The following is a 13,640-nucleotide window of genomic DNA, read 5'->3' as shown; positions in this document are numbered from 1 at the left end:
CGCCACGGCGGTCGTTTTTCTTTGGCCAAGCGCTGCGCCTGGGGTTGGCTCGCCACTCCCTCCTTACTGCATAATGCCCACACTCCGACGTCTATCGGCCCCTTTTCTCTTCAACTAGGCCGGTACCCTGCCAAGGTGTGTGTCCCGATGCGAAATCCCTTCCGATCCCTGGGCCTGCTGCTGAGCTGCTGCGCCCTGGGTTTTTCCCTGCCCGTCCAGGCCGATACGTCCTTCCTGCCGCCGCGGATCGACAAGGCCATGCAGACCAACAAGATTCCCGGCAGCGATCTCTCGCTGGTGATGTTGCCGCTCGACGGCCCCGGCGAGAACGACTACTACAATGCCGACGTCTCGGTGAACCCAGCCTCGACCATGAAGCTGATCACCACCTTCGCCGCCCTCGAGCTGCTCGGTCCCACCTACCAGTGGAAGACCGAGTTCTATACCGACGGTACGCTCAAGGACGGGATCCTCAACGGCAACCTGTACCTCAAGGGCGGTGGCGATCCCAAGCTGAACATGGAGCGGCTCTGGCTGCTGATGCGCGACCTGCGCGCCAACGGCGTGCTGGAGGTCACTGGCGACCTGGTGCTGGACCGCAGCCGCTTCGTGAAGCCGGACCTGCCGGCGTTCAACGACGACGGTGAAGACGAGAACAAGACCTTCCTGGTGGGGCCGGATTCGCTGCTGGTGAATCTCAAGTCGGTGCGCATGGTGGTGCGCTCGGCAGACGGTCGGGTCAGCGTGTCCATGGACCCACCACTGACCAACGTCAACATCGACAACCAGATGCGCGCGACCGGCAAGAGTGGTTGCCCGGCCTGGCCTGACGTGCGCTTCAACCCGGTGCCCCAGGCCGATGGCAGCACCAGCCTGGTGGTCAGCGGCCAGCTGCCGGATGGTTGCAACGCCCAGAGCTATCTGTCGCTGCTCGATCATCCCGCCTACACCGCCGGCGCGGTCAGAGCCATCTGGCAGGAGCTCGGCGGCAGCATCAAGGGCCGCACCCGCGAAGGCAGCGTGCCGCGCAATGCCGAGGTGCTGGCGCGGGCCTTCTCCCCCGATGTGGTGGAGATCATTCGCGACATCAACAAGTACAGCAACAACACCATGGCGCAGCAGCTGTTCCTCTCCATCGGCGCGCAATTCCGCACCTCGGCGGATGCGGACGACAGCAAGGCGGCGCTGCGGGTCATCCGCTCGTGGCTGGCGCGCAAGGGCATCAATGCCAGTCACCTGATCATGGAGAACGGTTCGGGGCTGTCGCGGACCGAGCGGGTCAGTGCTCGGGAGATGGCGGAGATCCTGCGCGCTGCCTGGCAGAGTCCCTACGGCCCGGAGTTCATCTCTTCGCTGCCGTTGGCGGGCATGGACGGCACCCTGCGCAAGCGCATGAAGAACTCCCCGCTGACCGGCCAGGCGCACATGAAGACCGGCACCCTGAACAACGTGCGGGCCCTGGCCGGCTTCGTCCGGGACGCCAATGCGCGCAACTGGGTGGTGGTCGCCATCCTCAACAGCAGCCGGCCCTGGGGCGCCTCGTCGATCCTGGACGAGGTGGTGCTGGATCTCTACCTGCGCAGTCGCCAGGACGGCGCGGTGGCCAACTGACGCCCAAAACAAAACCGGAGGCTGCTCACGCAGACTCCGGTTTTGTTTACATCACTCGGCAAGGCAGGCCGTAGAGCGGACGTTACTCCGATGCACCGCTATGGGCAAGAACTTTGTCCAAGGCACCATTTCGGGGCGTTTTTCACCTGCCGCAGACCTAGATCATCCCGAGCAGTAGCAGCACCAGCAGCACGACCAGGATGGCACCTACGATGCCGGACGGGCCGTAGCCCCAGCTGCGCGAATGCGGGAACACCGGAAGTCCGCCGATGAGCAGGACCAGCAGCACCAGAACTAGAATGGTCGACAGTGCCATTTCTTGTATCTCCATACCGATTGAAGTGCCACCACGGTGTACCTGAAGGGTTCCACCGAGACGGACCTAAAACGTTGACCGCCGCCCCGTTGAGAAAAATCCCGTTACCTGCCGCTTTCTTCACCGGAGACGCGAAAGTCGTGATGCCTGCCTGGAAAGGAAATCCCTTATGGGAATGGCTACTGCGATCCTCGACAGCATCGGCGAACCTGTGAAGGGGATACCCCGTACTCCCGCTTGAAGGCCGCGCTGAAGCTACTGAGGTGTTCGTATCCCGCCAGGCTGGCGACCTCTTCTAGCTCGACACCCTGCTGATTCAAGGCTCGATAGGCCCGCGCCAGGCGTTGCCGCCGCAGGTAAGCGGCAATGGTGCTGCCAGTGCGGGCGCGAAAAGCGCGCTGCAGGTCGACTGCATTGGTCCCGAGCTGGTGTGCCATCTCCCCGATGGTCAAGCCATCCGCTTCGCCGCTGTCCAGCCACTCCTGCAAGCGCGACAGGCACTGTGCGAGGCGCGCACCAAGACGCGGCTCGACGGGGGCGTCGATCTGGTGCAACACGTCACTGACCAGGTCGAGGGTAAAACTTTCGCGCTGCAATCTCAGCAGCAAGGGGCACGCTCCCACTGCCGGTACGAACAGCGCGTGAGCGCGCTGGACGATGTCCGCTGACGGTTGCCAGGCCAATCTCTGCCAGTGGCCAAGGCTGAAGCGCAGCAGCTTGTCAGTACGGAACGCAGTGCTCAAGGCTACCTGTTGCAGCCAGTCCGCCGGAATACAGACGCTGACCTTGGTTTCTGAACGACCACTCCGCCAGTACCGCTGAAACTGGTCAGCCTCGGTGAGGTTGACCAGCATGGCGCTCCGACTGCCCCGCCGCGCCTCAAAGTGCAAGCGCTGGCACGGCATGCCTACCTCGGCCTCCCCGTCCAGCAGGAACGCCGCGGTAATCCCGGCCGCCAGCCGATGATGGCTGCTGCCATCCACCAGATCGCGACTCCGACCGAAATACAGGGCCAGGCCTTCGCTCAGTACCTGGACCTGTTGCTCACCATCCAGTACCGGCCGCTCGCCGGGTACGTCGCGCTCAAACTGCAGTTGGCCGCCCAGGCCAGCGGCTATACGACTCAATTCACTACAGGTCAGGACCGTCATGACGGTCTCCATGGGAAGTTTGGTTACGACTAATTTTTCCTTCTTTCTCCCTAAGCAGGCAACCTGATTAGTAATTATTCTCATGTGCATCAAGAGCGCGGCCTAATGCTGCGCGGTAATCCAGGGAAAGGTGCCACATGGGCTTGCTGCTCAGAGACACGGTCATCATGGAGGCCGTCTTTCAGGACCATGTCAGTCTCGCCGATATCCAACGCTGGCTGGCCCACATCCACGATCTGACCGTCCACCGCCAGCCGTTCTACTTCATCTCCAGCACACCCCCCGGCACCACCCTGGCCGGGGGTTATCGCGCCTTGCAGAGCAGCTGGTTCAGACGTCACCGGGCAAGTTTCCAAGCCTACTGCCAGGGGCTGGTACGGATTGCCCAGGACACCGCAGAGCACGACCGACTCGACACCCCGGCATTGAGGGCCGCCTGGGGCGTGCCTTACTTCGTCACCTTGAGTCGCCTCGAGGGTTTGCAGTGGATCGTCGAGCGCCTGGTGAAAGATGCCAACGCGCAGTGATCACTCTCCCGCGACGCGCCTCGGCCTGACGGTCATCGCCGTGCTTTACCTGGCGCATGCCTTGCCCCTCTACTTCTTCAACGTGGCGCTACCGGCCATCCTGAGGAGTCGGGAGGTAGATCTGCGCTGGATCGGCATGCTGTCGCTGCTGTACCTCCCCTGGGCCTTGAAGTTTCTCTGGGCTCCGCTGGTTGATCGCCATTACCTGAGGAGCCTAGGGCGACGACGTACCTGGCTGTGGCTGACCCAGGCCGCCCTCGTGGCCGGACTGCTGGCCTTGGCGCTGGCCGGTCTCGACCACGGCCTGCTGCCCTTCGTCCTGATCAGTCTGTGGATCTCCACCTTCGCCGCTACTCAGGACATCGCCATCGACGGCCATACGGTGGAGTCGCTGGCGAACGAGGATCATCGCCTCGGCAGCATGATGCAAAGCATGGGCGTCGCCTCAGGCAGCATGCTGGGCGGTGCTGGCATGCTATGGCTGTATCAGGCCAGCAACTGGAAGAGCGCCCTGCTGACGCTGGCCGCGTTGGCTGCTCTGACCATGCTGGCGGTCGCGCTGGTGGCCGAGCGTGCGCCGTCCGCAGCCCAGGCACGCCCCAGCATCCTGCGCACCTTCCAGCGTGTGGAAATACGCTGGGCACTGTTACTGATCCTGCTCTATCGGTTCGTCGAAGCGCCCGCCATGGCCATGCTCACCCCCTTGCTGGTCGATCAGGGGTGGTCGCTCGCGCGGATCGGTGTGCTGATGTCGGTAGCCGGCGCGGCAGTCGGGCTGTTGGCCGCCATGCTGACCGGCAAGGCCCTGAAGCGTGAATCGCCCGAGCGGTTGCTGCTGCGCGCCGGCTGGTGGCGCAGCGGCATCTATCTGCTGCTCGCTGCCTTGCTCGCCAGCGGTATGGGACTGACCGGCATGACCTCACTGGGCCTGGTGGTAGTGGCCATCCTGGCATTGCGCTACATGGCGATGACCGCCCTTTACGCCCTGTTCATGCAACTCAGTTCGCGCCAACAGGCCGGTACGGATTTCACCGTGCTGGTGTGCATGGAGCTGCTGGTGTTCTTCGTTGGGGGCTCCCTCTCCGGCTTTCTCGCCAAGGCCCTGGGCTACCCCAGCTACTACCTGCTGCTTGCCGGCCTGTCGCTGCTAAGCGTGCTGCTCTGCAAGCCCGTCATTCGAAAACTCTCATCCGGCTTCGCCAAGGCCTAACTCACCCAAAAGGAGAACACCATGCGGCATCTTTCGGCATCCGTGCAGGCCACGCTACTGAGTCTGGCGGTAAGTACCCAGGCCCTAGCCCAGGAAGCTCGGTCTGACGATAGCCACCCGGAGGAGTTAGGGCCGATGGTAGTAACCGCCACCCGCTCGGCCAAGAGCATCGCCGACATCGCCGGCACGGTGTACAGCATCGAACGCTCGCAGGTCGAAGAGCAGGCGGCCGCCGGTCGCTCGACCGCCGACATCCTCGGCCAACTGATCCCATCCCTGGCCCCGAGCAGCGGGACCACCAGCAACTACGGCATGACCATGCGTGGCCGTACCGTGCAGGTCATGGTCGATGGGGTACCCTTGACCGGCTCACGGGACGGAGCTCGCCAGCTCAACAGCGTCACCCCGGCGATGATCGAACGCATCGAGGTGATCTCTGGTGCCACCAGCATCTACGGTGCCGGGGCCACCGGTGGCCTGATCAACATCATCACCCGCAATGCCGACGACGCGAAAACTGACTTCAGCACCCGCATCGGTCTGCGCACCCCTGGTCATGTGGCAGGCGATGCCATGGCCTACGAAACCGCGCAGACGGCAGCCTTCCAGCGAGGTCCGCTCAGTGGCTTCGCCGGCTTGAGTTACACCCAACAGGGGGAAATCCGCGATGCTCGAGGGCAGCGGATAGGTCCGGAAATCGCCCAGACCGACCGCCAGGACACCACCAGTCTGGACGTCAACGGTCGCCTGACCTGGCACCTGAACGACGACCAGCTCGTCAGCGCCGGAGTACGCTATTACCACGATGAGCAGGATAGTGACTATGGTCCGGATTACGGCCCCAACCTAGCGGTACTGCTCAACCCCAACGTCAAGCCCAGCCACCGGGCAGTAGCGGGTCTCCAACTCGACGATCAGCCACGAACGCGTCATTACGGTACCAACCTCCAGTACACCCATCGCGATCTGCCCGGCGCCCAGCAATTGACCGCCGAAGCCTACTATCGCAAGGAGGAATCGCGCTGGTTCCCCTTTGCCAGTCGCGTATCCAACGCCGCCCTGCCCCGCGGCGTCAGTAACGTGGTGATGCAGTCGAGCACCGATATCGACGTCTGGGGGCTACGGTTGGCGCTCCAAAAAACGTTACCTCTGCTCGGCAGGGAGTTACGGCTGACCTATGGTCTCGACCACGAACGTGAGCGGGATCGCCAGGCTGGCCAGCGCTATGATTTCAACGACTTTTTCGCCAGCAACGGCCTGAATTACCGCGAGACGTCGCGCTCTTCGATGGGGCCGGACGTGACGGTGGACAAGACCGGCCTCTTCCTGCAGGGCGACTACTCACTCACCGACCGCCTCAGGCTGCAGGCTGGCGTACGTCGCGAAACCGTCGGCAACCGGGTAGAGGATTCCATCCCCTATGGCGAGGCTGTGGCCGCGTCGACGGTAGCCGGTTATCAACCACTCACCCTGGCAGGCGGCAAGGCAAGCCACAGTGAGACCCTGTTCAACCTGGGTGCCGTGTATGCGCTGACCGACGACCAACAGCTGTTCACCAACTTTTCCCAAGGATTCAGCCTGCCCGATGTCCAGCGCATGCTGAGGGATGTGCCGGCCAGTTTCGTGATCGCCAGCCGGAACATCGATTCGATCAAGGTAAACAACTATGAGCTCGGCTGGCGCCTGGCCAATCCTAAAGGCCTGAGTACCGGAATCACCGCGTTCTACAATACCTCCGACAAGGTGGTGCAATTCAACCGGGATTTCAGTGTTTCGGTAGCCGACACCGATGAGCGCATCTGGGGCCTTGAGGGTAATCTGCGTTTTTCGGTTACCCAAGGCTGGACGCTGGGCGGCACCCTGGCCTATACCCGCGGGCAATACCAAGACGCGGCCGGCCGTTGGCGGGAGCTCAACGCCTTTCGTGTCTCGCCGCTGAAGGCCACTACCTACAGCGAATGGACCTTCGCCAACGACTACGGCGTACGCCTTCAGGCCCTGACCGTCGGCGGCAGTGACCGCGCCTATGACGATGCCCAGGCCGCTACTGTCAGCCCCGGCATCCGCGCCAATCCTGCGACCAAGATCCAAGGCTATACCGTGATCGATCTCCTCGCGCACGCCCCCTGGTTCGGCGGCAAGGTCGACTTCGGCGTCTACAACCTGGCGAATCGCGACTACAAGACGGTATACGGCCAGCAGGCCGAAGCGACCTACGGCCGGATTTCCAGTCTGCCCGCGGCAGGTCGTACCTTTGCCCTCAGCTATAGCGTGGAGTACTGATGACGAACACTGTCAGGCTGCGATGGTAGATTCGCAAAAACCCGGTCCCCTTGCGGGGACCGGGCGATAAGGCCCTTCTGTGACCAATAGCTCAGTGAGCGACGGCGCCGCTGGCACCCAGACCGGTCTGGGACCTGACGAACTGCGGGTAGAAGCGCGCCCGCTCCTCCTCAGCAGCCGCCGACTTGTCGGTGATGGAGAAGAACCAGATGCCGATGAAGGCCACGGCGATGGAGAACAGCGCCGGGTATTCATAGGGGTAGATCGGCTTGGCATGACCGAGGATGGTCACCCAGATGGTCGGGCCGAGCACCATCAGGGCCACCGCGGTGATCAGGCCGAGCCAGCCACCGATCATGGCACCCCGGGTGGTCAGGCGCTTCCAGTACATCGAGAGCAGCAGGATGGGGAAGTTGCAGCTAGCGGCGATGGAGAACGCCAAGCCCACCATGAAGGCGATGTTCTGCTTCTCGAAGAGGATCCCCAGGGCGATGGCGACGACGCCCAGTGCCACGGTGGTCATCTTGGAAACGCGGATCTCGTCCTTCTCGTTGGCATGGCCCTGCTTGATCACGCTGGCGTAGAGGTCATGGGAGACCGCCGAGGCACCGGCCAGGGTCAGGCCGGCCACCACCGCCAGGATGGTGGCGAAGGCCACCGCCGAGATGAAGCCCAGGAAGATGCTGCCGCCCACGGCGTTGGCGAGGTGCACCGCGGCCATGTTGTTGCCGCCCAGCAGGGCGCCGGTGGCGTCCTTGAAGGCCGGGTTGGTATTGACCAGCAGGATGGCGCCGAAGCCGATGATGAAGGTCAGGATGTAGAAGTAGCCGATGAAGCCGGTGGCATAGAAGACGCTCTTGCGGGCTTCCTTGGCGTCGCTGACGGTGAAGAAGCGCATCAGGATGTGCGGCAGGCCAGCGGTGCCGAACATCAGCGCCAGGCCCAGGGAGAAGGCCGAGATCGGATCCTTCACCAGGCCGCCGGGACTCATGATGGCCTCGCCCTTCGGGTGCACGGCAATGGCTTCGGCGAACAGCCGGTTGAAATCGAAGCCGACGTGCTTCATCACCATGAAGGCCATGAAGCTGGCCCCGGACAGCAACAGCACCGCCTTGATGATCTGTACCCAGGTGGTGGCCAGCATGCCGCCGAAGAGCACATAGAGCACCATGAGGATGCCCACCAGCACCACGGCGATGCTGTAGTCCAGGCCGAACAGCAGCTGGATCAACTTGCCGGCGCCGACCATCTGGGCGATCAGGTAGAGCGCGACCACCACCAGCGAACCGCAGGCGGACAGGGTCCGGATGTCCTTCTGCTTGAGGCGGTAGGAGGCCACGTCGGCGAAGGTGTACTTGCCGAGGTTGCGCAGGCGCTCGGCGATGAGGAACAGGATGATCGGCCAGCCGACCAGGAAGCCGATGGAGTAGATCAGGCCGTCGTAGCCCGAGGTGAACACCAGTGCGGAGATCCCCAGGAAGGAGGCGGCCGACATGTAGTCACCGGCGATGGCCAGGCCATTCTGGAAACCGGTGATGCGACCGCCCGCGGCGTAGTAGTCCGCCGCCGAACGGTTGCGCTTGGACGCCCAGTAGGTGATGCCCAGGGTGGCCCCGACGAAGGCCACGAACATGAGGATGGCGGGGAGGTTCAGCGGCTGGCGCTGCACCGCGCCGCTGATGGCATCGGCCGCCCAGAGGGCGGGCGACAGCGCGAACAGACCGCTGGCCAGGAGTAGACGTCTCATGACTGCACCTCCCGGAGGATTTCTCCGTTGAGCCGATCGAACTCGCCATTGGCCCGGCGCACGTAGATACCGGTCAGGATGAAGGCGGAGAGGATCAGGCCGACGCCCAGTGGAATGCCCCAGGTCATGGCAGTTTCCGCATGGATACGGGTACCGAGGACCTTGGGGGCGAAGGCGATCAGGAGGATGAAGGCGGCATAGAGTCCGAGCATGATGGCCGAGAGCGTCCAGGCGAATCGCTCGCGCTTGGCCACCAGTTCTTTGAAACGCGGACTGGCTTCAATCCGCCGGTAGGTGCTGTCATTCATTATTGTTGTTCCTTACAGCATGACGGGAGCGTCGAGTCCTACTCTAGGCCCGCCCTGCAAGGCTTCCAGACGACTTTAGTCGTACTGGAAAAGCGGCTGTACCCGACACCCGCCGAGCAGCACCCGCGCGGCTGGCATGGCCACCCCTGGCAAACCCCGCCGCTGAATCCCGCCCACCACTCCAGCCCGCGCCCTGCCTCGACGTGTTCAGTAATCCCACAGCCGGCGCCAGCATTGCAGCGGGTGGTGCCCTGCCCCGTCGAGGACCGACACGCTGGCGGTCATGCCAGCGCTGAGGTGGATCTCCGCCGGAACGTCCAGCAGCTCGATGCGCACCGGGATGCGCTGCGCCAGCCGTACCCAGTTGAAGGTGGGCTCGACGTTGGCCAGCAGTTGCGCATCGTTGGCCGCGTTGCGATCGGTGATGCCGCTGCTGATGCTGGCCACCCGCCCCTGCAGCGGCGCGGCATGATTCATCAGCCGGACGCGGACCGCATCGCCCGGGTGGATGTGGGGGATCTTGGTTTCCTCGAAGTAGGCCATCACGTAGAAGGACCGGGTATCCACCAGCGCCATCACCGCCTGCCCGGTCTGCACATAGTTGCCCTCGGCGAACCTCAGGTTGGTGATCCGTCCTTCCCGGGGCGCCAGGACGCGACTGCGGTCCAGGTTGATCTGGGCGAGGTTCACGTCGCTCTGGGCTTCCTGGTACTGGCTGCGGGCGATGGCGACATTGACGTCGGCGGTCTCGCGATCCTCGGCGCTGATGGCGCTGGTGCCCAGCCGCTGCCGCCGGGCGGCCTCGCTCTCGCGCAGGCGCAGTTGCTGCTGGCGGGTGGCCGCGACGGCCTTGGCATGATCCAGGTTGGCCTGGTAGCGCTGCTGGTCGATCTGCAGGAGCAGGTCGCCCGGCTTCACCAGCTGGTTGTCGCCCACCGCCAGGCGGGTCACCCAGCCGGACACATCGGGCGCCACCACCACCACGTCCGCGCGTACCCGCGCATCGCGCGTCCAGGGCGTGTAGAGATAGAAGTGCCACAGCCAGCTGCCGGCCAGTATCGCCAGTAGCACCACGATCAGGGTGATCGCCACACGCAGGGTCTTGTGCATCGCCTTGTCGATCCTCTTGTCAGGGGTCTTAGGTGGCCAGGACGGCGACGATGCCGGCCAGCCAGAGCACGAACAGTGCGCAGCCGAACAGGGCGCTGTGCCAGAGGTAGCGACCCAGGCCGACCCGTTGCAGCAGCCACAGCGACAGCGCCGTCAGCACCAGCGCCAGCACGCCATAGACGAACAGTGGCCCGAGGTAGACCCCGCCGATGGCCCATTCATGCAGATTCATCCGCGCCCTCCTCCGCTACCGCCTTCAGACAACAGCTGCGCCAGGTCTGCTGGAGCTGGCCGAGGGCCCCGCGGGCGAGGCGATGCGGCTCATCGTCCGGCGCCTGGTCGAGCGCCTCGCGCAAGCGCCACGCGGGCGCTGCCAGCGCCTCGGGATGCAGGTCGCCGAAGCCGACCGCCAGCTGCTCGGCGAAGCGCGCCAGGAAGGCGTCCCGCGCCCGGGCCACCTCGCCTTCGGCACCTGCCAGGCAGGCGCGCAGGTGCAGCAGTTCGTTACCCAGGTCGAGCGCCAGCAGGCCCTGCTCCCAACGGCCGCGCTCCGCGACCGACAGCTGCTCGATGTGGCGCGCCAACAGCAGCAGCCGATCCGCCATGCGGCCACCGAACCAGGTCTCGGCATTGGCCAGGGGGACCCTGGTCAGCCGCTGCAGGTCATAGGTGGTGGCCTCGAGAATGCGGCGACTGGTGCGCCGCGGGGTACGCAGGTTGATCAGGCGGAACATCAGCACGGCGAAGCCCACGCCGATCAGCAGGCTCTGCAGCTGGTTGAGCAAGGCGCCCATGTCGACGTGCCCCTGGTTGCTCGGCGAGATCAGCACCAGCAGGTGGATGGCGAAGGCGGTCGCCGTCCCCACCACCGCGGGCGGCCCGGCCATGCCCAGGGCGGCGAAGAACAGCGGTACACCCAGCACCAGGCACAGCAGTGGATAGCCGCTGATCTGCGGCAACAGCACCTGGCTGACGAGGATGGCGACCGGCGCCGCATAGAGGATGCCGCGCAGGAAGCCGAGGCCGATGGTGACCGCATTGTCGCGGTTGGCGAACAGGCTGCAGATCACCCCGGCCATGAGCATGGCGCCGGGCGCCGAGGGCCAGGCGCTGGCCAGCCAGAACACCCCGACCCCGAGTAGCGCGCAGGCACTGCGCAGGCCATAGAGCAGCGCCGTCTGCAGGTCGCGGTGGCGCGCCAGCGCCGAGGGCGCCACGGCGCTGAGCTGCGCGGTATGGACGCTGTCCAGGGCGCGGCCGGCGAGCAGGATCTTGTCCAGCAGGATGGCGAAGCGGGCGAGCAGGTAGCGCTGGTCGTTGTCGAGCGCCGGCGAGGTACCGGCAACCGCCCTCAGACGCTGCAGGAGGGCTTCCAGGGCAGGGACCTGGGGGTCGGCCAGGGTCACCAGCAGTTCGTCGCGCCAGGGCTGCAGGGCGGCGCGCCGCGACGCGTCCAGGCCTCGCCACTGGCGCATGGCGCCCCGGGCGGTGCGCAACAGGCTGAGCAGGTCCCGCGAGAGCAGGCGCAGCGCCCGGGCGCGCTGGCGCCCGCGCTGCCCTTCGAACCAGGTGTGGTCGCGCTGGGCATCCACGGCGACCACCTGGCCGAGCATGGCCAGCAGGCCCTGGGTCGCCTCCTGGGCCTCGGCCAGCTCCGCGCGCGCCGCGGCCACCCCCTGCTCCCAGGTCCGTCGGGCCTGGAGCGCCAGGGTCTGCTCCACCCGCTGCGGCCAGACCAGGGCGCTGACGGCGGAGGCCACCACGATGCCCAGGCAAATCTCGGTACAGCGGGCGACGGCCTGGTCGAACACCGTCAGCGGATGGGCGATGGCCGGCAGGCCGATGATGGCGACGGTATAACCGGCCAGGACGAAGCCATAGGCGAAGTGGTTGCGCAGCAGGGTCGAGGCGGCCGTGCACAGCGCCATCCAGGTGGCCAGGGCGAGCAGGAACAGCCAGGGCGTCTGGGCGAAGAAGCCCATGAGCACCACCGCCATGCAGGTCCCGACGAGGGTACCGAGCAGGCGGAACAGCCCCTTGGCCACCACCATGCCGGAGAGCGGCTGGGAGACGATCATCACTGTCATGCAGGCCCAGACCGGTTGTTCCAGGCTGAACCTGAACGCCAGCCAGAGCGCCAGGCCCGCGGCGAACAGGGTCTTGCCGGCGAAGACGAGGGCCGCGGGCGAGGGTGCGAGGAAAACCGTCCAGGGTAGACGCACGGGGGCTCTGGAGTTGGCAGGGATGCAGCATAGGCCGCACTGCGCCGGCTAAGTTCCAGCCCGGGCGCCAGACGAAAAAAAGGCGACCCTGAGTCGCCTGAAGTGCCTTGCGTGCGCGCGATGACGACGCTCCGCCGTCATCACCCTTCGCAGCCTAGGCGGTTTGGGGGACCGGCTCTTGATCCAGATCAAGCTTCGCCGGGATGGGGCCGGCCATGCCGAGCAGGCGGTCGATCAGTGCGCAATCGGATTCCCGCCGCACCTGGGCGAACAGCGCCTCGGCCTCGGGATAGCTGCGGGTCAGCATGCCCAGCCATTGCTTGAGGCGGCCTGGCGCATAACGAGGCGCCAGCTTGCGCTGCGCCATCAGCCAGAAGCGCTGCACCCGCGGCAGGATCTCGGTCCAGCCCTGCGCCGCGGTCTCTTCGCCGCGCACCGCCGCGGCGATCTGCAGCGCCAGGTCCGGTCGCGAGACCAGGCCGCGGCCCAGCATCACCGAGGCCTGGCCGCTGACACTGCGACACCGCCAATAGTCGTCCAGGGTCCAGATCTCGCCATTGGCCAGCACAGGCACCGACACCCGGTCCGCCACCCGCGCCACCCACTCCCAGTGCGCCGGCGGCTTGTAGCCCTCGACCTTGGTGCGGGCATGGACCACCAGCTGAGCGGCCCCGCCCTCGGCGAGGGCTTCGGCACAGGCCAGGGCGGCATTCGGGCTGTCGTAGCCCAGGCGCATCTTGGCGGTGACCGGAATATGCGCTGGCACCGCCTGGCGCACGCTCTCGACGATGCGGTTGAGCAGTTCCGGCTCCTTGAGCAGCACCGCTCCGCCGCGGGACTTGTTGACGGTCTTGGCCGGGCAACCGAAGTTGAGATCGATCACCGGCGCGCCCAGGGTGCAGGCAAAGGCCGCGTTGTCGGCCAGGCAGGCCGGATCCGAGCCCAGCAGTTGCACCCGCATGGGGGTACCGGACGGGGTCCGTGCGCCCTGCTCCAGTTCCGGCGCCAGCTTGGCGAAGGCCGCCGCCGGCAGCAGGCGGTCACAGACGCGGATGAATTCGCTCACGCACCAGTCGAGACCACCGACTTCCGTCAGCAGTTCGCGCAGGATGTCGTCGACCAGGCCCTCCATGGGCGCCAGGGCGATCTCCATGG

At 65.4% G+C, this 13,640-nt stretch carries 12 protein-coding genes; 4 read left to right on the top strand and 8 right to left on the bottom strand.

The features are described 5' to 3' along the window. Positions 1–147 precede the first annotated feature (147 nt). A complete protein-coding gene (gene dacB / locus FSV73_RS06310; protein WP_145005484.1) occupies positions 148–1,611 on the top strand; it encodes a D-alanyl-D-alanine carboxypeptidase/D-alanyl-D-alanine endopeptidase in 1,464 nt (487 codons plus the stop codon). Between the two features lie 157 nt (positions 1,612–1,768). On the opposite strand, the gene FSV73_RS06305 is transcribed toward dacB, so the two are convergent. Both FSV73_RS06305 and FSV73_RS06300 read right to left on the bottom strand, forming a co-directional pair. Beyond that, the gene (locus FSV73_RS06305; protein ID WP_145005480.1) at positions 1,769–1,927 is read right to left on the bottom strand and encodes a DUF3309 family protein; all 159 of its coding nucleotides are present in this window, start codon (positions 1,925–1,927) and stop codon (positions 1,769–1,771) included. 179 nt (positions 1,928–2,106) lie between these two features. Continuing rightward, complete coding sequence (locus FSV73_RS06300; protein ID WP_145005477.1) at positions 2,107–3,078, bottom strand: helix-turn-helix domain-containing protein; 972 nt, start codon at positions 3,076–3,078, stop codon at positions 2,107–2,109. 137 nt (positions 3,079–3,215) lie between these two features. On the opposite strand from FSV73_RS06300, the gene FSV73_RS06295 reads away from it, so the two are divergent. Genes FSV73_RS06295 through FSV73_RS06285 form a run of 3 tightly spaced genes read left to right on the top strand, consistent with a single transcriptional unit; the run spans position 3,216 to position 7,098 of the window. Then, positions 3,216–3,605: a hypothetical protein gene (locus FSV73_RS06295; RefSeq protein ID WP_145005473.1), complete on the top strand. Its 390-nt coding sequence runs from the start codon at positions 3,216–3,218 to the stop codon at positions 3,603–3,605. Next, on the top strand, positions 3,589–4,815 hold the full coding sequence (locus tag FSV73_RS06290; RefSeq protein ID WP_145005470.1) for an MFS transporter: 1,227 nt from the start codon (positions 3,589–3,591) through the stop codon (positions 4,813–4,815). The genes FSV73_RS06295 and FSV73_RS06290 overlap by 17 nt, the downstream gene beginning before the upstream one ends. A gap of 21 nt (positions 4,816–4,836) precedes the next feature. Beyond that, positions 4,837–7,098, top strand: a complete 2,262-nt coding sequence (locus tag FSV73_RS06285; protein WP_186309168.1) for a TonB-dependent receptor — start codon at positions 4,837–4,839, stop codon at positions 7,096–7,098. A gap of 91 nt (positions 7,099–7,189) precedes the next feature. Here FSV73_RS06285 and FSV73_RS06280 read toward each other — a convergent pair whose 3' ends face one another. From FSV73_RS06280 to FSV73_RS06255, 6 genes are all read right to left on the bottom strand, one after another. Further along, positions 7,190–8,845 carry a cation acetate symporter gene (locus FSV73_RS06280; RefSeq protein ID WP_145005467.1) on the bottom strand — a complete coding sequence of 552 codons (1,656 nt, stop codon included), beginning with the start codon at positions 8,843–8,845 and terminating at the stop codon, positions 7,190–7,192. Continuing rightward, entirely contained in the window at positions 8,842–9,153 is a 312-nt protein-coding gene (locus tag FSV73_RS06275) for a DUF485 domain-containing protein (RefSeq protein WP_145005464.1), read from the bottom strand. The genes FSV73_RS06280 and FSV73_RS06275 overlap by 4 nt, the downstream gene beginning before the upstream one ends. Before the next feature lie 207 nt (positions 9,154–9,360). After that, a complete protein-coding gene (locus FSV73_RS06270) occupies positions 9,361–10,263 on the bottom strand; it encodes an efflux RND transporter periplasmic adaptor subunit (protein ID WP_145005461.1) in 903 nt (300 codons plus the stop codon). 28 nt (positions 10,264–10,291) lie between these two features. Next, positions 10,292–10,495, bottom strand: a complete 204-nt coding sequence (locus FSV73_RS06265) for a DUF1656 domain-containing protein (protein WP_145005458.1) — start codon at positions 10,493–10,495, stop codon at positions 10,292–10,294. Then, positions 10,482–12,485, bottom strand: coding sequence for an FUSC family protein (locus tag FSV73_RS06260; protein ID WP_145005455.1), 2,004 nt, complete (start codon positions 12,483–12,485; stop codon positions 10,482–10,484). The genes FSV73_RS06265 and FSV73_RS06260 overlap by 14 nt, the downstream gene beginning before the upstream one ends. Before the next feature lie 154 nt (positions 12,486–12,639). Continuing rightward, positions 12,640–13,638, bottom strand: coding sequence for a tRNA dihydrouridine synthase (locus tag FSV73_RS06255; RefSeq protein ID WP_145005452.1), 999 nt, complete (start codon positions 13,636–13,638; stop codon positions 12,640–12,642). Between the last annotated feature and the right edge of the window lie 2 nt (positions 13,639–13,640).

It is taken from the genome of Pseudomonas oryzihabitans (assembly GCF_007665395.1).
Lineage (GTDB): Bacteria > Pseudomonadota > Gammaproteobacteria > Pseudomonadales > Pseudomonadaceae > Chryseomonas > Chryseomonas psychrotolerans_C.
This window is presented reverse-complemented; position numbering and strand designations above follow the sequence as displayed.

Coding starts and splice junctions, on each gene's coding strand:
- dacB (WP_145005484.1), top strand. CDS start 148: ATGCGAAATCCCTTCCGATCCCTGGGCCTGCTGCTGAGCTGCTGCGCC.
- FSV73_RS06305 (WP_145005480.1), bottom strand. CDS start 1,927: ATGGCACTGTCGACCATTCTAGTTCTGGTGCTGCTGGTCCTGCTCATC.
- FSV73_RS06300 (WP_145005477.1), bottom strand. CDS start 3,078: ATGACGGTCCTGACCTGTAGTGAATTGAGTCGTATAGCCGCTGGCCTG.
- FSV73_RS06295 (WP_145005473.1), top strand. CDS start 3,216: ATGGGCTTGCTGCTCAGAGACACGGTCATCATGGAGGCCGTCTTTCAG.
- FSV73_RS06290 (WP_145005470.1), top strand. CDS start 3,589: ATGCCAACGCGCAGTGATCACTCTCCCGCGACGCGCCTCGGCCTGACG.
- FSV73_RS06285 (WP_186309168.1), top strand. CDS start 4,837: ATGCGGCATCTTTCGGCATCCGTGCAGGCCACGCTACTGAGTCTGGCG.
- FSV73_RS06280 (WP_145005467.1), bottom strand. CDS start 8,845: ATGAGACGTCTACTCCTGGCCAGCGGTCTGTTCGCGCTGTCGCCCGCC.
- FSV73_RS06275 (WP_145005464.1), bottom strand. CDS start 9,153: ATGAATGACAGCACCTACCGGCGGATTGAAGCCAGTCCGCGTTTCAAA.
- FSV73_RS06270 (WP_145005461.1), bottom strand. CDS start 10,263: ATGCACAAGACCCTGCGTGTGGCGATCACCCTGATCGTGGTGCTACTG.
- FSV73_RS06265 (WP_145005458.1), bottom strand. CDS start 10,495: ATGAATCTGCATGAATGGGCCATCGGCGGGGTCTACCTCGGGCCACTG.
- FSV73_RS06255 (WP_145005452.1), bottom strand. CDS start 13,638: ATGGAGATCGCCCTGGCGCCCATGGAGGGCCTGGTCGACGACATCCTG.